The sequence below is a fragment of the Cryobacterium levicorallinum genome (assembly GCF_004402405.1).
Lineage (GTDB): Bacteria > Actinomycetota > Actinomycetes > Actinomycetales > Microbacteriaceae > Cryobacterium > Cryobacterium levicorallinum.
In genome coordinates, this window is record NZ_SOFE01000003.1 from 19,272 (window position 1) to 38,859 (window position 19,588).

The 19,588-nt window shown below is 66.7% G+C and carries 18 protein-coding genes; 13 read left to right on the top strand and 5 right to left on the bottom strand.

Features of this window, described 5'->3' with window-relative positions; all coding sequences use genetic code 11:
* Positions 1–27 precede the first annotated feature (27 nt).
* From E3O11_RS01825 to E3O11_RS01835, 3 genes are all read right to left on the bottom strand, one after another.
* On the bottom strand, positions 28–579 hold the full coding sequence (locus E3O11_RS01825) for a 5' nucleotidase, NT5C type (protein WP_092451244.1): 552 nt from the start codon (positions 577–579) through the stop codon (positions 28–30).
* Positions 580–696: 117 nt separating this feature from the next.
* The gene (locus E3O11_RS01830) at positions 697–3,723 is read right to left on the bottom strand and encodes an AAA family ATPase (RefSeq protein ID WP_092451246.1); all 3,027 of its coding nucleotides are present in this window, start codon (positions 3,721–3,723) and stop codon (positions 697–699) included.
* A complete protein-coding gene (locus E3O11_RS01835; RefSeq protein WP_092451248.1) occupies positions 3,720–4,901 on the bottom strand; it encodes an exonuclease SbcCD subunit D in 1,182 nt (393 codons plus the stop codon). The genes E3O11_RS01830 and E3O11_RS01835 overlap by 4 nt, the downstream gene beginning before the upstream one ends.
* Before the next feature lie 175 nt (positions 4,902–5,076).
* Between E3O11_RS01835 and E3O11_RS01840 the strand changes: the two genes are divergently transcribed.
* The 7 genes from E3O11_RS01840 (at position 5,077) to E3O11_RS01870 (ending at position 12,439) form a co-directional block, all read left to right on the top strand.
* A complete protein-coding gene (locus E3O11_RS01840; RefSeq protein ID WP_092451250.1) occupies positions 5,077–5,865 on the top strand; it encodes a DeoR/GlpR family DNA-binding transcription regulator in 789 nt (262 codons plus the stop codon).
* On the top strand, positions 5,862–6,863 hold the full coding sequence (locus E3O11_RS01845; protein ID WP_092451252.1) for a 1-phosphofructokinase family hexose kinase: 1,002 nt from the start codon (positions 5,862–5,864) through the stop codon (positions 6,861–6,863). The genes E3O11_RS01840 and E3O11_RS01845 overlap by 4 nt, the downstream gene beginning before the upstream one ends.
* Positions 6,860–8,902 (top strand): PTS fructose transporter subunit IIABC, encoded by a 2,043-nt coding sequence (locus E3O11_RS01850; RefSeq protein WP_092451254.1) that lies wholly within the window; start codon positions 6,860–6,862, stop codon positions 8,900–8,902. The genes E3O11_RS01845 and E3O11_RS01850 overlap by 4 nt, the downstream gene beginning before the upstream one ends.
* Positions 8,903–8,998: 96 nt before the next feature.
* Complete coding sequence (gene ptsP / locus E3O11_RS01855) at positions 8,999–10,729, top strand: phosphoenolpyruvate--protein phosphotransferase (RefSeq protein WP_255411854.1); 1,731 nt, start codon at positions 8,999–9,001, stop codon at positions 10,727–10,729.
* A gap of 44 nt (positions 10,730–10,773) precedes the next feature.
* Complete coding sequence (locus tag E3O11_RS01860; protein ID WP_092451256.1) at positions 10,774–11,052, top strand: HPr family phosphocarrier protein; 279 nt, start codon at positions 10,774–10,776, stop codon at positions 11,050–11,052.
* A 167-nt stretch (positions 11,053–11,219) separates the two neighbouring features.
* Positions 11,220–11,471: a hypothetical protein gene (locus E3O11_RS01865; protein ID WP_092451375.1), complete on the top strand. Its 252-nt coding sequence runs from the start codon at positions 11,220–11,222 to the stop codon at positions 11,469–11,471.
* Positions 11,472–11,473: 2 nt separating this feature from the next.
* Positions 11,474–12,439: an FHA domain-containing protein gene (locus E3O11_RS01870; protein ID WP_233195367.1), complete on the top strand. Its 966-nt coding sequence runs from the start codon at positions 11,474–11,476 to the stop codon at positions 12,437–12,439.
* Between the two features lie 38 nt (positions 12,440–12,477).
* On the opposite strand, the gene E3O11_RS01875 is transcribed toward E3O11_RS01870, so the two are convergent.
* Positions 12,478–12,984 (bottom strand): hypothetical protein, encoded by a 507-nt coding sequence (locus E3O11_RS01875; protein WP_241991222.1) that lies wholly within the window; start codon positions 12,982–12,984, stop codon positions 12,478–12,480.
* A 196-nt stretch (positions 12,985–13,180) separates the two neighbouring features.
* On the opposite strand from E3O11_RS01875, the gene E3O11_RS01880 reads away from it, so the two are divergent.
* Positions 13,181–13,459, top strand: coding sequence for a hypothetical protein (locus tag E3O11_RS01880; protein ID WP_134495369.1), 279 nt, complete (start codon positions 13,181–13,183; stop codon positions 13,457–13,459).
* A gap of 424 nt (positions 13,460–13,883) precedes the next feature.
* Here E3O11_RS01880 and E3O11_RS01885 read toward each other — a convergent pair whose 3' ends face one another.
* Positions 13,884–14,657, bottom strand: coding sequence for a gamma-glutamyl-gamma-aminobutyrate hydrolase family protein (locus E3O11_RS01885; RefSeq protein WP_092451262.1), 774 nt, complete (start codon positions 14,655–14,657; stop codon positions 13,884–13,886).
* Positions 14,658–14,875: 218 nt separating this feature from the next.
* Here E3O11_RS01885 and E3O11_RS01890 point away from each other — a divergent pair, with 218 nt between their 5' ends.
* From E3O11_RS01890 to E3O11_RS01910, 5 genes are all read left to right on the top strand, one after another.
* On the top strand, positions 14,876–15,607 hold the full coding sequence (locus tag E3O11_RS01890) for a PspA/IM30 family protein (RefSeq protein ID WP_092451263.1): 732 nt from the start codon (positions 14,876–14,878) through the stop codon (positions 15,605–15,607).
* A 145-nt stretch (positions 15,608–15,752) separates the two neighbouring features.
* Positions 15,753–16,586, top strand: a complete 834-nt coding sequence (locus E3O11_RS01895) for an arginase family protein (RefSeq protein ID WP_092451265.1) — start codon at positions 15,753–15,755, stop codon at positions 16,584–16,586.
* Between the two features lie 195 nt (positions 16,587–16,781).
* Positions 16,782–17,570, top strand: coding sequence for a crotonase/enoyl-CoA hydratase family protein (locus E3O11_RS01900; protein ID WP_092451267.1), 789 nt, complete (start codon positions 16,782–16,784; stop codon positions 17,568–17,570).
* Positions 17,571–17,716: 146 nt separating this feature from the next.
* Positions 17,717–19,192: a dihydrolipoyl dehydrogenase family protein gene (locus E3O11_RS01905; RefSeq protein WP_092451269.1), complete on the top strand. Its 1,476-nt coding sequence runs from the start codon at positions 17,717–17,719 to the stop codon at positions 19,190–19,192.
* 3 nt (positions 19,193–19,195) lie between these two features.
* On the top strand, positions 19,196–19,576 hold the full coding sequence (locus E3O11_RS01910; protein ID WP_092451271.1) for a Fe-S oxidoreductase: 381 nt from the start codon (positions 19,196–19,198) through the stop codon (positions 19,574–19,576).
* The last annotated feature ends 12 nt before the right edge of the window (positions 19,577–19,588 follow it).

The window sequence follows — 19,588 nt, forward strand, 5'->3', positions numbered from 1 at the left end:
AGTGGTTGACTGTTCCGCCGGGAAAAATCACCGAGCCGAGGACACCACGGTCTGCAGATCACTCGAGCGCAGCGACCGGGATTCCCGCTTGGCGCGCGGGTCCGAACGGAGCGGCGTTTCGGCCCGCTCCAGCAGATAGCGCGTGACCGTGTGCCAGTCCGCAAACTTCGGTGTCAGAAACTTGATCAGCTCCCCCTCGAACCGGTCAGCCCCGACGGCCATGCCATCGTCGACCAGAAAGTCTCCGCGATTCAAATGCTTGTGGTGCGAGAGGATCAGCCGTTTGTAGGCCGGACCGGTCGCATCCGCTCCTAAATGTTCCTGTACCCACTCCAGCTTGTGCTGCCAGGCACTCGCGTTGCCCCACGGCGCCATCGACAAAATATAGGTGTCAAAGGATTTCGCCAGGGTACGAAAGGCCTCTATCGCGCCGCTGATCGGTTCCATCCGGGCGAAAACGCCCGGCACCTCATCGAGTCTTTTTTCGTAGCGGCTGTATTCCGCGTTGGTCAGGCGGTCGATTCCCGATTGCACGTTGACGAGTGTGTTGTCGAGGTCGATATAGAGGATCTTTTTCATTCGGGCTCCCTAATGCGGCTCGCATCATTGCGGCAACGCTCCGATGTTGACAGGGCCACCCCAGATCGGCAATACCTGAAGACAACCCCGAACGATTGGCACGCCCGGCGGCGCCGGTCACCCCGTGGCGTCACCGCCCTCAATTTCGCTAGAGCCCCGATCGGTCACCACGATGCGAAGAGTTGCAGGGATCTGCTCCTTCATAGAATCGACGTGACTGATCAGCCCGATGGTGCGGCCCCCGGCACGGAGGGAATCGAGCGTACTCATGGCCGTCTCGAGGGTTTCACCGTCGAGGGAGCCGAAGCCCTCATCGACGAAGAGAGTATCGAGGGTGACGCCGCCGGCCTGCCCTGTCACGACCTCGGCGAGCCCCAGAGCGAGGGCCAGAGAGGCGAGAAATGTCTCACCGCCCGACAGCGAGTGCGTTGGACGGGCCCGTCCGGTGTATTCGTCGCGGATGGCGAGCCCCAGGCCCGACCGTGCCCCGCCGAAAGCCAGGGAGTCATCGTGTTCAAGGGTGTAGCGACCGCTGGTCATGGTGCGCAGCCGAATGTTGGCGGCCGCCACGATCTCCTCGAGCTGCGCGGCCAGCACGTAATTCTCCAGTCGCATGCGTTTGGTGTTGGGTTCGTCGCCGTGCACGACGTCGGCCAGCTGACGCACCTGCTGCTGCATCTCGTGCAACTGAGCGGATGCCGCGAACAGCGACCCAACCCGGCGCACGATCGCCGAGAGGGTCCCGGTGCGATCGACCAGCGAACTCTGCCGGGTCAACGCGGCATCACGAGCCGTGCTCGCAGCGGCAGCGGCGGCCGCGGCCGGTAATACGTCGACGGGCTCGGTGGGTAAATCGGCGAGGTCGGGCTGGGCCAGGGTCGCGCGGGCTGCCGCCAGACCGTCATCATGCACCCGCAGAGCTCTCGTGCGTCGCTCAATCTCGGGCTGGTCGAGCCGCGCGGCGAGTGCTGCTGCTTCATCGGTAAAGGCTTCTTCAGCCAATTGCGCGGTGAGGCGGCTCTGCGCGGCGTCTTCGGCTGCGCCGCACTCATCGACCACACTCAGTGCGGTGGCGAGGGTGCGGGCCTGGGTCAGTTCGTCGTGCAGGTGAGTGGCCTGGCCGCGCACACTGTCGAACTCGCCGCGTTGCGCGGCAAGCCGGCCGAAGATGGCCTCCCTCTGGCTGACCTTGAAGGCATGAGCGGTGCTGGCCTGATCGCGTTGGCCGCGTAGTTGGTCGACGCTCGTGGCCGCCCGGGTCATCGTGGACTGCAGTTGAGCGAGCCGGGCCTGCAAATCGGGCAGAGTCGCGGTGGCCCGATCGGCCAGCCGGTGCGCCGCGGTTGCTGCGTCGTGCTCGGCAGTGACCGTGGCCGCGTCGCGGCCGCTGGTGAGGGCGCGGGCTTCGGCCAGACGCAGATTGACCGATTGCACCGCGTTCTGGGCCACGAGGAGCTGACTCTGCCGGTCGGTGACCGTGCTGCGCGCGGTGTTCAGATCGTGGGTGGTGACCGGATCATCGTGGCCGAGGGCTGGCTGGGGGTGTGCCGTTGACCCGCACACCGCGCAGGCGTCCCCGGTGACCAGCCGGGCGGCGAGCTCAGCGGCGAATCCCGAGAAGCGACGAGCGAGCACGCTCTCGTAGTGCGCGGCCGCGTCGGCGTTGTCGCCGCTCGCAGTCAACTCGGCCTGCTGCGCGGTGAGCAGGACGCTACTGAGCCGCGTGACAGTCTGCGCGGCCTCCAGGGTAAGGGTGGCGCGGTCGAGGGCAATCATCGTGTCGGACTGACGAGCAGCCGCGAGCTGTGCCGCGGAGTGCTCCGCGGTGATTGCCTCGATTTGTTCGGGCAAAGCATCGGCCTGGGCACGGGCAGCATCGAGCGCGCGAGTGCCTTCCAGCTGTTCGATCAGTAGCTCGGCGATCTCGTTGTCGAGCTCGGGGAGGGCGAGCTCGTCGGCGAGGGCATCTTCGAGCGCACCAAGGCGGCCGAGCAGCCCGTCAATGACCAGCTGAAGCTGGCCGAGCGTTTCCGGGGAAGCCACATCCGATCGCGAACGACCCGCAGCACCAGCACCCGCAGTCTCGGCCGGGCGATCGCCCGTGCGCTGCGCCTGTGCGGCGGCCAGGGCGCTCTCGGCCGCCGCGAGTGCACTGGCGGCCTCGTGGCGCGCCCGAACCTGCGGCCAGACTCGGGCCGCACGCGCGGCGTTTTGCAGATCGGAGCGCTCCCGCACGATGTCGTCCTGCCGGGAGTCGAGTGAGGCCAGAGCACTGGCGGCAGCGGATCGACGCAGCTGACGCTGCTCGGTCTGCAGCAGGGACTGGTGCCGGTCGGTCGCGGCGGTCAGTTCGGCCATGGTGCGCGCCTGCTCAATGGTCGCAGCATCAAGTTGCCCGGCGAGGTCATGCTGGGCGGCGGCAAACCACCCAGCGGTTGGTGCGGCGAGCGGCCCCTCGTCCCGTAGCAGCTGTGCGGCAGCGGTCTGGTCTTGCTCGAGGTCGCGCTGGCTCGTCGCCAGCTGCTCGTCCAATCCCTTGCGGCGCAGAATCAGCGCGGCCTCGAGCTGTTCGAAGCGGCCGGTGTTGAACAGGGTGCGCAGGACAGCGCGGCGCTCCTCGGTCTTGGCGAGCAGGAATCGTTGGAATCGATTCTGCGCGAGCAGGATCACCTGCAGAAACTGGTCGACCTTCAGCGGCAGAATGGTGTCAAGCTCGTGCCCGACGGCACCGGGCTTGGCTGCTATACCGCGCCAGCCGCCATTATAGGAACCGTCGGCGTCGTCCAGAACCTGCAGCACGGCGGTCGGCGCGGCCGTGGTGACCCCGACTTGATTCTTCTTGGGTCGTTCGTACGCCGGGCTGCGGCGCAACCGATATCGGGACTGGTTGACGCTGAAGTCGAGTTCGACGAAAGTCGGGTCGCCAGCCTCGCAGTGGTCGCTGCGCAGCTTGAGTTCGCTGCCATCGAAGCGCGGCACCTGGTTGTAGAGGGCGAAACAAATGGCGTCGAGAATGCTCGATTTGCCGGCCCCGGTCTTGCCGGAGATCAGAAAGATGCCGTCACTGTCGAAGCGCTCGAAGTCCACGAGCTGTTCGTCTTTATACGGGCCGAACCCGGCGAGCCGCAACCGCAGTATCTTCACGAGTTCACCGCCCGGGTGGACTGCTCGGTGAGCAGTTCGGCGACGAGCGCACTCTCAAATTCGGTCGGTCCGACGCCGTTGCGCACGAAAGAGAGGAAGCCGGCCACGATCTCGGGGTCACTCGTCGCCGCGCGAATGCGCTCGGCGTAGCTGTTATCGCCGGGGTCGACCCGAATCGCCGGGCGATGCTCGAGCGCCACCGCGTGCGCAAACCGGGCCTGCAGCGCACGCATGGCGTCGAGCGGCCGCACCTGATCGGTGAGGATGGCCTTCACCCAGTCGCCCTCGTTGTCGGCGTAGCTGGAATTTTCGAGCAGATCGGCGAGCTCGCCGGTGAGCACGGCCAATCGGCGCGGCACCGGCAGGTCGACCCACTCGACCCGCCCGAGGCCGGAGGCATCGAGTTCGACCAGCCAGGCTCCCCGCGGTTTGCCCACCTCGGAGAAGGAGTAATGCAGTGGCGACCCGGAATAGCGTACGCGGTCGGTGAGGGTGGCCCGGCCGTGGATGTGCCCCAGCGCGACGTAGTCACAGCCGTCGAAGACGCTCAGCGGAACGACGTCGAGGCCGCCGGCGGTGATATCGCGCTCCACATCGCTCGCCGCCGTGGCCGGGGTCACCCCGGCGGCGAAGCAGTGCGAGAGCACCACGCTGCGCCCGCCGCCCGCAGTAAGTCCGCGCAGCGACCGGTCGGCCCGAATCCGCGTCATGGCGAAATCCAGGACCTGCTCGTGCGTTTTCAGCAGCTCGCCGGGGTGCAGGTGTCGGATGAGTACAGGCTCCAGAAACGGAATGCCGTAGAAGTGCACCGGCCCGTGCTCATCACTGATGGTGATCGGTTCGAGGTACTGCTCGGGCCGGGTGACCACGTGAATGCCGGCCAGCGCCGCCCACTCGGCCTGAAAGCCCAGACGGGTGGCCGAGTCGTGGTTTCCGCTGGTCATGACAACGGATGCCCCGGCCTCCTTCAGACGCCGCAAGACGCGCGTCAGCAGCGCGTAGCTCTCTTTCGAGGGCATGGCGGAATCAAACACGTCGCCCGCCACGACGACCACGTCGACGCCTCGCTCGCGCACCACCGCAACGACGGCGTCGAGCACGACCGCTAGGTGTTCGAGGGTCGAATGGGTGTGGAAGGTGCGCCCGATGTGCCAGTCCGAGGTGTGCAGAATCTTCATAACATTCACGCTACCGTCGGCCACCGACACGGCCGACCGACCGCATCCGTTCCACCTGAACGAGGTAATTTCTTTGTTTATCTTGTTTTTTCTTGACAAACAAAAATAAACACAGCTAAAGTCGATGAAACCAACATCTTGTGACCTGTGTCACTCATCGTCGAGGAGGCAATTCGTGTTCGCCGAAGAACGTCAACTCTTGATCGCCGCACTCGTGGCAACCGAAGGACGGGTCACCGTGACCGACCTCGCCGCGCGTTTCACCATCACCGCCGAAACCGTGCGCCGTGACCTCGACACCCTCGAGGCCGCCCGCCAGTTGCGCCGAGTGCACGGCGGTGCCGTCGCGATCGATCGCCTGAGCCTGTCAGAGCCGAGCCTCGACGAGCGTCAGACCCAACGCCTCGACGAGAAGTCCCGCATTGCCGATGCCGCCCTGCGCATGATTCCCGCGAGTCGAACCGGCTCGATCTTGCTCGATTCCGGCAGCACCACCGAGCGCCTCGCCGAGCGCCTCGCCGCTTGGACGCCCGCCGTCGCCGGCGACCAGCTGCTCGTGATCACCAACGCCGTTCCGATCGCCGCCAAACTCTCCCGCAACGACGCCATCAACCTGCACATTCTCGGCGGTCGGGTGCGTGGGCTGACCAGCGCGATCGTTGGTGCCGGCACCGTCGCCCAGCTCGCGGCGCTGCGCCCCGACATCGCCTTCATCGGCACCAACGGCATCAGCGCGACCTTCGGCCTCAGCACCCCGGACTCGGTCGAAGCAGCGGTCAAGTCCGCGATCGTCCGGGCAGCCCGGCGCGTCGTCGTTCTCGCCGATTCCAGCAAGCTCGACCAGGAGACCCTGGTCTCCTTCGCCGCCCTCGCAGCGATCGACACCTTGATAACGGATGCCGCGCCATCCGCCGATCTTGCCGCAGCACTGGCCGCAGCCGATGTCGACGTGGTGATCGCATGATCGTAACGCTGACCCCCAACCCGAGCCTCGACCGCACCATCGAACTGGCCGGGCCGCTCGCCCGCGGCGAAGTGCAACGCGCCGTCGCCGCCCACGGCGAACCCGGCGGCAAGGGCGTCAACATCTGCCGCGCCCTCGAAGCGAGTGGCATCTCTAGCCTGGCCATCCTCCCCGGCGACGCCGACGACCCGGTGCTGCTCGCCCTGACCAGCCACGGCATTCCGCACCTCGGCCTGCACATCGGCAAACCGCTGCGCAGCAACGTGGCGATCACCGAACCCGACGGCACGACCACCAAGCTTAACGAACCCGGACCGGAACTGAGCCCGGCCCAGCAAAACGCCCTCGTCGACCTGGTGCTCGAGCAGTCGGCCGGCGCCAGCTGGCTCGTGCTGGCCGGGTCCGTGCCGCCCGGTGTGCCCGACGATTTCTACGCCCGCATCATCCGCGAGCTGCGCGAACGCTTTGGCTCGGCGGCACCGAAAGTGGCTGTGGATTCTTCGGGTGGCCCACTGGAGAAAGCGGCGCTGGCCCACCCCGATCTGCTCAAACCCAACGGTGAGGAACTCGCGGAGTTGAGCGGCCTGTTCGACGGCGACACGCTCGAGGCAAACCCCGACCTTGTCGTCGACGCGGCGCGCGTGCTCATCGCAGGCGGTGTCGGTGCCGTGCTGGCCACCCTCGGAGCGAAGGGCGCCGTGCTCGTCACTGCCGAGGGCAGCTGGCTCGCGACCACGCCGCCGATGATCGCCGTGAGCACCGTCGGTGCCGGCGACTCGGCCCTGGCCGGTTACCTGCTGCAAAGCAACCTCGGCGCGAGCGCCCCCGACCGCCTGCGCCAGGCCGCCGCCCACGGCGCCGCCGCAGCCTCCCTACCCGGTTCCACTGTTCCCGCCCTGCACCAAACCAACCCCAGCGCCGTCACCGTGACGGACCTTGCCCCAGAATCGGTCCCCCGGCCGGTCCTGGCCGCACATCCAAAGGAGGATGACCAGTGAGTGCACTGATTACCCCGGAGCTCGTTGCTCTGGACACCCATCTCGGCAGCGAGCCGAAGGACGTCATTCGGCGCCTGGCCGAGCTTGTCGTCGAGTCAGGTCGCGCCACCGAGATCGAGGCGTTGTACGCGGATGCCCTCGCTCGCGAAGCGAAGACCGCCACCGGCATTCCGGGTGGCCTCGCCATTCCGCACTGCCGTTCGTCGGCCGTGTTGGAACCCACCCTCGCGCTGGCCCGTCTGTCGACCCCGGTCGATTTCGGGTCGAAGGACGGCCCCGCCGACCTGGTCTTTCTCATCGCGGCCCCGGAAGGCGCCGACCAGGAACACCTGAAGATTCTGGCCAAGCTCGCCCGGTCGCTCATGAAGAAAGACTTCACCGCGGCCCTTCGGGACGCGTCGACCGCGCAGCAGATCGTCGAACTCGTGGGCAACGTCGTCGCCACGGTTCCGGTTGCCGCTGGCGCACACGCGGCCGGTGCCGCCGAGAATGCAAACGCCGGCACCGGTCCGGCTCAGACCGGCGCCGAGTCAACCAGCAGGGGGCGCATCGTCGCCGTCACCGCCTGCCCGACCGGCATCGCGCACACCTACATGGCCGCCGACTCGCTCGTGGCCGCTGCCAAGGCCGTCGGCGTTGACCTGCAGGTGGAAACCCAGGGTTCGGCTGGCGTCACCCCACTCGACCCAGCGGTCATTGCTGCCGCCGACGCCGTCATCTTCGCCGTCGACGTCGACGTGCGCGGCCGGGAACGTTTTGCCGGCAAGCCCGTCATCAACGCCCCGGTCAAGCGCGGCATCGACGAACCTGGCCGACTGATCGAGGAAGCCCTCGCGGCCGCACTCAACCCGAACGCCCATCGCGTCAGCGGCACCGTCGACCTCGGCGGCGCATCGAACGAGAAGAGCGAGCACCTGGGCCAGAAGCTCAAGCGCGCGCTGCTCACCGGTGTCAGCTACATGATTCCGTTCGTCGCCGGCGGAGGTCTGCTGATCGCCCTCGGCTTTCTGTTCGGCGGCTACGCGATCACGGACATCGCCGACGACGTGGTGCTGAACAACAGTCTCTTCAATCTGCCGGACGGCGGGGCGAACCTGCTCGGGGGGTTCGGTGTCTATCTCGGCGCGGTCTTCTTCAAGATCGGCGCCTTGTCGATGGGCTTCCTCGTTCCCGCACTGGCCGGCTACATCGCCTTCGCGATCGCTGACCGTCCCGGTATCGCGCCCGGCTTCGTCGCGGGCGCCGTCGCCGGCTTCATGGGCGCTGGCTTCCTCGGAGGTATAGTCGGCGGGCTGCTCGCTGGTGTCGTCGCCATGAGTATTGCCAGGATCAGCGTTCCGCGCTGGCTGCGCAGCCTGATGCCCGTCGTGATCATTCCGCTGATCGCATCGATCGTCGCGTCCGGGTTGATGTTCCTCGTGCTCGGCGGTCCGATCGCGCTGCTCACCGTGGGACTCGGCAATTGGCTGAACGGCATGACCGGGGCATCCGCTGTGATTCTCGGTGTCATTCTCGGTCTCATGATGGCATTCGACCTTGGCGGTCCGGTCAACAAGGTCGCCTACTCGTTCGCCGTCGCCGGCCTCGGCGCGGCGAGCCTTGCCAACCAGGCACCGTGGCAGATCATGGCCGCGGTCATGGCCGCCGGCATGGTTCCGCCGCTCGCAATGGCCCTCGCCACCGTGATCGACAAGAAGCTGTTCAGCCTGTCTGAGCGTGAGAACGGCAAGGCGGCCTGGTTGCTGGGTGCCTCGTTCATCTCCGAAGGCGCCATTCCGTTCGCCGCTGCCGACGTGTTCCGGGTTATTCCGGCCGCCATGCTCGGCGCAGCGGTCACCGGCGGGCTGTCCATGGCCTGGAACATCACGAGCAAGGCGCCACACGGTGGAATGTTCGTCTTCTTCGCCATCGACAACTTCCTGCTGTTCGTGCTCGCCATTGCGATCGGTACTGTGGTATCAGCGTTCGCCGTGGTCGGGCTCAAGCGTTACGCGGTGCGCAAGCCCGCAGTCGTGGACGCCGCCCCGGTCAACGCCTGACCCGGAAAGTACCCCGTGCGGGAACTCCCCGCGAAGAATGCCACGCAGTACAGTGACGCCAGCCGCAGGCTGGGGTTCAAGGAATTGAGGACGATCGTGCAGACGCTTTCAGGCAAGGCCAGTACCGACCGCGCCGAAACCGGCCGCACCTTCACCGGAGTCGGTGTCAGCCCCGGCCGTATCGTCGGCTCCATCCTGTTGATGCCCCAGCCCGTGCGGGAACCCGCTGCGGGCGAACGCCTGGTCGAGGGGACCACGCCGGAAGAGGCATCCGCTACCCTGCGGGTCGCAGCAAAGGCCGTGCAAACCAGTCTCACAGCTCGCTCGGTCGGCGCTTCGGGCGCCGGCCGGGAGGTGCTGGAGGCGACAGCACTGATGGCGAACGACCCGATGCTGGTTAAGGCGGCCGTCAAGCTCATCACCAACGGTTCCTCACCGGAACGGGCGATCTGGGATGCGGCCGCCTCGGTGGCCGAAATGCTGCACAACCTCGGCGGTTACATGGCCGAGCGGGCGACCGACGTGCTCGATGTGCGCGGCCGGATCGTGGCCGAACTGCGCGGCGTTCCGGCCCCCGGAATCCCGTACTCGGACACGCCGTTCATTCTGGTCGGCGAGGATCTTGCGCCGGCCGACACTGCCACTCTCGACCCGGCGAAGGTTCTCGCCCTCGTCACCTCGAGCGGCGGACCCCAGTCGCACACGGCCATCATCGCCCGCGCCCTTGGGCTGCCGGCCGTGGTCGCCGCTGTCGGCGTCGAAGGCCTGACCGACGGCACCATCGTCTTCGTGGACGGCGCGGCCGGAACGATTCTGGTCGACCCCGGCGCCGACGAGATCGACCTGGCCAAGGCCTGGGCGACCACCACCGCCGCCCTGGCCGTGTTCGACGGCACCGGACGCCTCAAAGACGGCCACCTGGTTCCGCTGCTCTCCAACGTCGGCGGCGCCAAGGATGCGGTCAAAGCCGCTGCCGCCGGTGCCCAGGGCGTCGGCCTGCTGCGCACCGAATTCTGCTTCTTGGAACGTGACACCGAACCCACCATCGCCGAACAGGTCGACGCCTACCGCGGCGTGTTCGACGCGTTCCCCGGCAAGAAGGTCGTCGTGCGCACCCTCGACGCCGGCGCCGACAAACCGCTGCCGTTTCTGACCGATGCCTCCGAGCCGAATCCCGCCCTCGGCGTGCGCGGCTACCGCACCGATTTTACCTCCCCCGGAGTGCTCGAGCGTCAGCTCCAGGCCATCGCGCAGGCAGCCAACGGCACCGAGGCGCAGGTCTGGGTGATGGCGCCGATGATCTCCACCGCCGAGGAAGCCGAACATTTCGCCGGCCTCTGCGCCGCGGCGGGGCTCACGACACCCGGCGTCATGGTCGAGGTCCCCTCGGCCGCGCTCACCGCCGCGAGCATTCTCGAACACGTCGACTTCGTCAGCCTCGGCACCAACGACCTGACCCAGTACGCCATGGCCGCCGACCGCCAGCTCGGCCCACTCGCGGCCCTCAACACGCCGTGGCAGCCAGCAGTGCTGCAATTGATCCGCCTGACCGTGGCCGGTTCGCGTGACGAGGGCAACGACAAGCCGGTTGGGGTCTGCGGTGAAGCTGCCGCCGATCCCGCACTCGCGGTGGTGCTGGTCGGACTCGGAGTCTCGACACTGTCCATGACCGCACGGGCCCTCTCCGCCGTCGCCGCCGTGCTCGCGAGCGTGACGCTGCCCGAGGCGCAGCAACTGGCCGCCCTGGCCCTCAAATCATATTCAGCAACGGATGCCCGTCGAATCGTTCGCGAAAAACTTCCCATACTTAATACGCTGGGTTTGTAATCTGCCCTCACTCTTTGTCAACACTGCTTACCTTGGAGGACCCCATGTCTGAACGAACCGCTGTCATCGCAAGCCGCGTCGGTCTGCACGCCCGCCCCGCCGGAATCTTTGTCGCCGCGGTCGGTGAGCTGCCCCTCGAGGTCACCATCGCCATGGCCGGCGAGCCGGCCGAGGATGCCATGGACGCGTCGAGCATCCTCTCCATTATGAGTCTCGGCGCCTCCAACGGCGATACCGTCGTGCTGCGTGCCGACGGCGAAGGCGCCGACGAGGCTCTCGACTCCCTGGTCAAGATTCTGGAGACGGATCTCGACGCCGAATAATACCCGTTCCCCGTTTGGGGACAATCCTTTACCGCACGCAACTAGGTAACTACGCTAGGTAAATCGCGCGGGCGCTGTGCCCGCGCGAGACCGGCGCACCTGCCGGTACCTGCAACACCATCTGTGCGAGCGAAAAGGAACCTACCGTGACTGAACGACAGACGTACCTGGGCAACGTTGAGAGCACCCCTGAATCCGAGGAGCACACCATCAAGGACTGGGCGGATCTCGGCCAGGAAATGTGGTCGTACCTCACCGGTAAGGGTGCGGCCATCAACTACAGTTTCATCGATATGGTCGTCGAAGTTCCCCGTGACATCGGCCCCGATGCTCCGCGGGCCGTCTGGAAGCTCAACGGCACCCTGCGGGTAACCACGAGCGACGAGAAGTCGCTCGGCTCCGATCCGTTTCGGGGCTGATCGTGAGCTCCTCGGCGAGCTCAACACTGGCTGGCTCCCCGGTGAGTCTGCACATCGATCTCGCCTTTTCCCTGGTCGAACCGACGGGTGCGGTCGGTGCGTCGAAAGCTTCCTCCGGTGCGGATTCGACCGGAGCAGAGTTCGGCGATTCCTTTGGGTCAGCGGATGCCATGCAGGGCACGGTGACCGCCAACGGCACGGAGATCACCGTATTCACGAGCAACCCGGAAATGTTCGTGCAGGGGCGTGCGCTCAATCTGGAACCGCTGCGCGCGCTGGCTGCCGAATTGGCCTCCCGCGGTCTGACCGTCTCCATCACGGGCCCGATCGGGCTGATTGCGCGTCTCGGCGACGTGCAGGCATCCGTTTCGCAACGGCTGTTGACGCGGTCACCGCACATCGTGCTCGGGTCCCGAAACGCCCTCGGGCCGCTCGTGCAGGCACGAATGCGCGGGCGTGCACGCATGCCGGTTGCCATTCCGCTGCCGCCATCGACGGTGTTTCCGCTCGCACCGACCTTTGATCGACACCGCCGGCGAAAGATCACCACAACGCACTACACGCCGGGAAGCGGGCGACCCCGCCTCATCTTCGTCGTGGGCTCGGAGAACTGGAACGGGCAGATGCCCCGGGAATTCAACCTACTGCCGGGCGTGACGACGATCGGCTCGTCCGCGGATGCCGACCTGCAATTGCCCGGGTTGAAACCGCTGCACGCCGAAATTCGCCACGATGACAACGATGAGTACGTTCTGTTTGCGATGGGTGACGTCGCGAGCAGCTCTCGACCGGCCGAGGGAGGCACCGGGAACAGCCAGATTCTGCGCACCGGGTCGCGGCTCGAAATGGGCCCGTGGCGCATGGGCTACTTTCGGGAGGAATTCGCCGACCACGGCCGGCCGTTTGGCGGGCGCGTTGGCGGGGAGCTGGCATTCCAGAAGCCGCAGCCGCCCAGGCCGCGGGCCTGAGAGGCGCGTGAGGGTGTCGCACGTTCGATGCGGCACCCTCACGAGGTGAACAGGTCGGTCCAGACCGCTCGAGAACCCGATTCCCCGATGAGCGCAACCGTGACGACCGATCCAAGCGCGCTGACCAGAACCACAAGATCAAGAACAATGGTGGCCGCGAGGCGTCCGGTGCCGTGTGGCAGAGCGGATGAGAAACGGGCGCCCTCGGCGGTTACGTAGCGGTACCAAAACCACTGCAGTGCCGCCACGAGGAACAGGGCGATCACCCACGGCAGCAGCGTGTTGCCGAGCGAGGTGTGCGTGCCGAGCAACGGGGTCACGTTGACCAGCCGGGACTGCAGCCACTCCCCCGCCTGCACGGCGAGCGGAACCAGCACGAGCGCTGCCAGGGCCACCAGGGGCGTCACGATGCCCAATCGCCGCCGAGCGGCCGGCCAGAACGCGGTGAGCAGCGCGCACAGGGCGGCGAGTGGCACCACGATCACGACCGCGTGCACGATCAGCACGTGAAGCGGCAGTCCGTTGAATTCCCAATCAATGTTCAAGGCGTATCTCCACTGCATCGGCTCTTGCGGGCGGGGAAATCAGAATGAGCGCAAGCACTTGCCGGAGTAAAGTACCACCATTTGGCGTTTCCTGCTGTCCCCGTCACAGGGGAGGACATCACGCTGTCTATCCCCGCTAGGTTGGAATTATCGAACCGATTACCCGGAGTCGGCGATGGAACGGACAATCGTGAAAATGTTGCAGACAGAGTGCCCCGAATGCCAACAAATGGTGTGGATCACGTCGGATACCCGCTTCGCGACCTACCATTCCCTGGCCAATTCCTCCAAGGATTGCCCGGGCTCCCGAATGATCGTTCCGGTCCCCCCCAAACAGACCGCTGCGAGCCGTAAGCGGGCGCAGGCCGAACTCCTCGCCTGGAGCCACTCTGCGAGCGCTGTCAGTGCCACCGAACACCAGGCCACCGAACACCAGGCCGACAAAAACCACGCCACCAAGCACCAGGCCGCCTGACACCAGCCGACTCGAACATCCGAGGCGGTGTCGACTCCCTACCCGGGTCGGCACCGCCTAGTTTTGTGGAACGGCGGCCTCGGTTCAGTTCAGTCGGCCGACCGCTGTGCGCGCGACGCGTTGCAACGGATGCGTAACAAACCGGCCAACCGGGAGATCTCATTCTGGCGCGAGGGTAGACTCGTTTGTTTTTTATCAGCCTCTTCTCAGGCCATGCCCCGTACCGTTACACACGGAGTTCCCCCACTCCACGTAAAGCCCCGGCATATTTCTCACCTCCCCCCAGGCGAGAAGTGCCGGGGCTTTTTCGGTTCCGCGGCGCCGCGAGGGCCGTGCCATGGCGGTCTCGGCAGGATCGGCCAACGAATTGGTGGCGATCCCGAGACCAGCGCGGGTCGTTTCAGCGGATGCTGACCCAGGCCGGTTACGCGGCGAGCGCGGGGGCGTCGACGCGCAGCGAGCGAGCCCCGTGCTGCTCGGCCAGACCGGCCAGAAGCCGGGCGAGCTGATCGACCGGGGAGTCGGGCGCTTCGGGGTGCCACTGCACGCCGGTGATCGGAGCACTCTCATGCTCGAGGGCTTCGATCAGGCCGTCGGGGGCGTGGGCGGCGGCCACAAGTCCGGCGCCGAGGCGGTCGACGATCTGGTGGTGGGCGCTCTGCACCGAGATGTCAATGCGGCCGAGGCTCGCGGCCAGGGTGCTGTCGGCGGCGAGCACGACGTCGTGGGTGGAGAGAATCTGGTCGATCGGCACGTCGATGTTTTTGTGAATGCCGTCGTCAATGTGCTGCACCAGATTGCCGCCGAGGGCGACATTGATGATCTGCAGGCCGCGGCAGATGCCCAGCAACGGGGTGCCGACCAGGAGGGCACGCTGCACCAGGGCTATCTGGCCCTCGTCGGCGACCGGGAAGTGTGCCGTCTCACCCTCGTAGCCGGTAGCGCCGCCGTAGAAGTGGGGCGTGACGTCTTCGCCGCCGACGATGATGATGGCGTCGGCATCCGCTGTGATGCGCAGCAGTTCGACCGATGTGACGTCGGCAGCGGCGACCCGGGTGACTGCCCAGCCGGCGGTTTCGGCATCGGCGGCGACGCGCGAATTGAGCACCTGCACCTTGGCGTGATAGGCGGGGCGGTCTGGGCGCGCTCCGGTAACCTCGACGACGACGAGCATCCGGTTCGTGAATTCTTGGTTCATGCCGGGCTCCCGTCCTGTCGCATTGCTGTCCTGATTCCATTGTGGGCGGCAGGCCCGTAGCACGCGAGTAGCCCTGTAACACAGGGCAACATCGCAATCGCACGGATTCCCTGAGGTTCCCAGACTCGCCTCTGCCGGTCACCCTAAACTTTGGTCATGCAAGCACTTTCCTGGCGGGTCAGCTCGACCAGGACGACTCCTTTGGAAGGGACACCCGAATGACCAAGCAGTCCATCTTCGGCCGTATTTCCCAGCTCGCGAAGGCGAACATCAACGCCATCCTCGACTCGGCGGAAGACCCCGCCAAGATGCTCGACCAGATGGTGCGCGACTTCTTGAGCAGCGTCTCCGACGCCGAGAGCGCGATCGCCGAGACCATCGGCAATCTGCGGCTGCTCGAAGACGACTACCGCGAAGACCAGGAAGCCGCCGTGGAGTGGGGCGACAAGGCCCTGGCCGCGAGCCGCAAGGCCGACGAGCTGCGCCTGGTCGGCAACGCTGCCGACGCCGACAAGTTCGACAACCTCGCCAAGGTCGCGCTGGGTCGCCAGCTCACCTCGGAGAAGGAAGCGAAGACCGCTGAGCCGCAGATTCAGGCCCAGACCGCCGTCGTCAACCAGCTCAAGACCGGCCTGAACGCCATGAAAGAGAAGTTGGTGCAACTCACCAACAAGCGTGCAGAGCTCGTCGCGCGCTCCAAGACCGCCAAGGCGCAGGCGCAGGTGATGGATGCCGTCAAGAGCATCGACATGATGGATCCGACGAGCGAGGTCAACCGCTTCGAGGACAAGATCCGTCGCGAAGAAGCCCGGGTTCGCGGCGCGCAGGAGCTCGCCGCGTCGAGCCTTGACGCCCAGTTCGAAAGCCTCGACGACCTCGGCGAGCTCACCGAAGTGGATGCCCGCCTCGCGGCCCTGAAAGCCGGAACCACCGCCGCCCTCGAGCGCTGAGCGTTCAGTGGACAACTTTGGTGGGTGACACCCCGGTGGCACCCACCAAAGTTGTCCACTCAGGACCTGACCGGCGAGCCCGGCGAGAAATTCGCTCTCGGCGAAGCGGATGTTGTTGGCCCCGGCCGCTGCGCCATACTGAGGTATGGCTCCCACCTTCGTTGTAGTACCGCAGTGGCAGGGTTCGATTTCTCCGCGCGCAATGCGCCTGGTCGACGGGGCGGCGGCCATTCAAGGCGACCTGCCCTTTTCGGCCACGCGTCTGGTCGACGTTCCGGTCGAGGCCGGTGACGCGCTCGATACCGGGGTGCACCGGTTCTCCGCGATCCAGCACGTGCGGGAACGCCACACCGCTGTTTTGAAGGACACGGCCGATTGGGCGCTCTCCATCGGCGGCGACTGCGGCATTGCCCTCACCGCTGTCGAGCACGCGGCGCGTACGCATCCGGGCGACTTGGCCGTCGTCTGGTTCGACGCCCACCCCGACCTGCACACGCCAGAGACCTCACCGTCCGGCGGATTCTGCGGCATGGTGCTGCGCGCGATCAGCGGCGAAGGGCCAGCCGAGCTGGAACTCGCCGCCACGAGCAGCGTGTCACTCGACCGCGTCGTGCTGGCCGGAATCCGCGATGTCGACGATGCCGAAGACGTTCTCCTGCAGGAGCGCGGCCTGGTGAGCGTGTCCTGCTCCGAGTTGACCGACCCGGCCGCCCTGGTCGGGGCCGTCGCTGCCATCGGCGCCAAGCACGTCTTCGTGCACATCGACCTGGATGTGCTCGATCCGTCAGCTCTTGGCGGCCTGAATGACCTGATTCCGTTCGGGTTGAGCGTGGCCGAACTCGGTGGAGCGATCACCGCCCTGCGCGCTGAGTTCACCCTCGCCGGAGCGACGATCACCGGGTTCGCGCCGGCCTCCCCCGAGGCGGCGACCGATGATCTGCCGAGCATCCTGCGCATCATCGGGGCACTTACCCGCTAGGCACTGCTCTCGCAGGTGACCGGACTGAGTGAGTGGGAATGCGCATAACTGCTGCAATTTCTGGCTGGCCAGGGACACACCGGCGTCATTCTGGGCAACTTTGCGGGACCGCCAACGAATTGCAGGAGTTATGGACTCGGGGCGACAGGCCCGGCGAGCACCGCACGAATTCACACACCGACCAATGGAGGCCCCATGAACGATCAGCCCCGCATCCTCACCGAGCGCCGCGGCCACATTCTTCTGATCGGGTTCAATCGGCCCGAGAAGCGCAATGCCGCCGACTTTGCCCTGCTGCGGCAGCTCGCCCTCGCCTACGGTGAGCTCGACGGCGACCCCGAGCTGCGCGTCGGCCTGGTCTACGCCGTCGGCGAGCACTTCACGGCCGGGCTCGACCTCGCCGACATCGGTCCCCGGCTGGGCCCCGCCGGGCTCGAAATGGTGCCGGAGGGCGGCATCAACCCGTGGCAAGTGGATGGCGAATCCCTCAGTAAACCGGTCGTCATCGCCGTGCAGGGAACCTGTCTCACCCTCGGAATCGAGCTCATGCTCGCGAGCGACATTGTGGTTGCCGCCGAATCGACCAAGTTCGGGCAGATCGAGGTAGCCCGCGGCATTTTGCCGTTCGGCGGCGCGACGATTCGGTTCCCGCGTGCGGCCGGCTGGGGCAATGCCATGCGCTGGCTGCTCACCGGTGAGCTGTTCGATACCGCCGAAGCGCATCGTTTGGGCCTCGTTCAGGAAGTCGTGCCCGACGGCACCCAGTTCGACCGGGCGCTCGAGCTCGCCGAGAAGATCGCCGCCCAGGCACCCCTCGCGATCCAGGCCACCCTCGCCAATGCGCGCCTGGCGCAGCGGGAGGGGGCGGCATCCGCTGAACAAGAGCTGCAGCCGGCCCTCGCCCGCCTGGTGCAAACTGAGGACTCCCGCATCGGCATGCAATCCTTCATGACCCGGACCCCCGCCGTCTTCGTGGGCCGTTAGCCACGCGCGCACCCTCCTCTTCTGCGACCGGGCCCGGAACGCAGGCCCAGCCTATTAATCGGGCCCGGGTTCACAGAGTGGGCCCCCGACGGGCACCTCGGGATAGGCTGCTCTGAACGGTCGGGCCACAAAGTCAAGGAGATTCAATGTCAAGTCAGAACTACGACGTCATTGTGATCGGCGGCGGCGCTGTCGGCGAGAACGCGGCCGACCGCACCGCGCAGGGCGGCCTGCGCACGGTCGTCGTCGAAAGCGACCTGGTCGGCGGCGAATGCTCGTACTGGGCCTGTATGCCGTCCAAGGCTCTACTGCGCAGCGGCGCCGCTCTCGCTGCGGCCAGGCGCGTGCCGGGCGCCGCCGAAGCCGTCACCGGAACCGTCGACGCGCGTGCCGCCCTCAAACAACGCGACGCCATCGCGAGCCACTGGAAGGACGACGGCCAGGCAAAGTGGCTCGAGTCGGCCGGAATCGACCTGGTACGCGGCCACGCCCGCCTCACCGGCACGAAAGAGGTCACCGTGACGTCCGCCGACGGCACCGTGACCGTGCTCACCGCCACGCACGCCGTCGTCGTCAGCACCGGTTCGGCCGCCCTCCTGCCCGACATTCCGGGCCTGACAAACATCGAACCGTGGACCAGCCGCGACGCGACCAGCGCCCAGGAGATTCCGGCCAGCCTGGCGGTGATCGGCGGCGGCGTCGTCGCCGCCGAGATGGCCGCCGCCTACGCCTCACTCGGCTCGACAGTGACCGTCATCGCGCGCAGCCCTCTGCTCGGCGGTCAGGAACCCTTCGCCGGTGAGCTCGTCACCGCCGCCCTGCGGCGCAACGGCGTCACCGTCCTCGTCGGCCCGTCTACCACCGAAGCCCACCGCAACTCAGACGGCACCGTCACGCTCACCCTCGACGACGACAGCACCGTCACGGCCGAGAAAGTGCTCGTGGCCATCGGCCGAACCCCGCGCACCCAGGATCTGGGCCTTGAAACCGTCGGGCTCGACGAAGGCGACTGGCTCGCCGTCGACGACACCCTGCTCGTGCAGGGCGACTCCCCCGCGCTCGCCGGTGACTGGCTCTACGCCACCGGCGACGTCAACCATCGCGCGCTCCTCACCCACCAGGGCAAGTACCAGGCACGAGCGACTGGCGACGCGATCGTGACCCGCGCGGCCGGCAGACCGATCGACACGGCGCCCTGGGGCGTGCACGTCGCCACCGCCGACCACGCCGCCGTGCCCCAGGTCACCTTCACCGACCCGGAGGTGGCCTCGGTCGGGCTGACCGCAGCATCCGCTGTCAAGGCGGGGTATCGCATCCGAATTCTCGATTACGACCTCGCCAACCTGGGCGGCGCCTCCGTGCTCGCCGTCGGCTACGTCGGTAAGGCGCGCGCGATCGTCGACCTCGACCGCGAGGTGTTGCTCGGCGTCACCTTCGTCGGGCAGGATGTCGCTGAGCTGCTGCATTCGGCCACGGTCGCCATTGTCGGCGAGGTGCCCATCAACCGGCTGTGGCACGCCGTGCCGAGCTACCCGACGCTGAGCGAAGTCTGGCTGCGCTTGCTCGAAGCGTACGGACGCCCCGGGTCGACCGACAACGACACCGAGGCCGCGGACGAGTAGCGGATGCGGCGCATCCTGTTCGACTCACCCGTCAGCCGCGCCGGCTACCTGTACGCAACCGCGTTCGGGCTAGTCTGGGGCTCGATCTGGAGTACCGGCCGAGTCGAGCGCAAGGCCGGCCTGTATGTGTTTCGCGGCATGCCGCCGTGGACGTTCGGACGCGGCGGATCCTGCGTCGGCGGCTGCTACCTCACCAATCAGAACGTCACCGCGGCCGTGCTCGAGCATGAGGCCGTGCACAAACGCCAGTGGCAGCGCTTCGGCATGGTCTTTCCGCTGCTATACGCGCTCGGCGGGCGCAATCCGCTGCAGAACCGCTTCGAGATCGAGGCCGGCCTGAAAAAGGGCGGCTACATCCGCTCGTTCAGCCAACGTGGCTCGTGACACCGCCGTCCA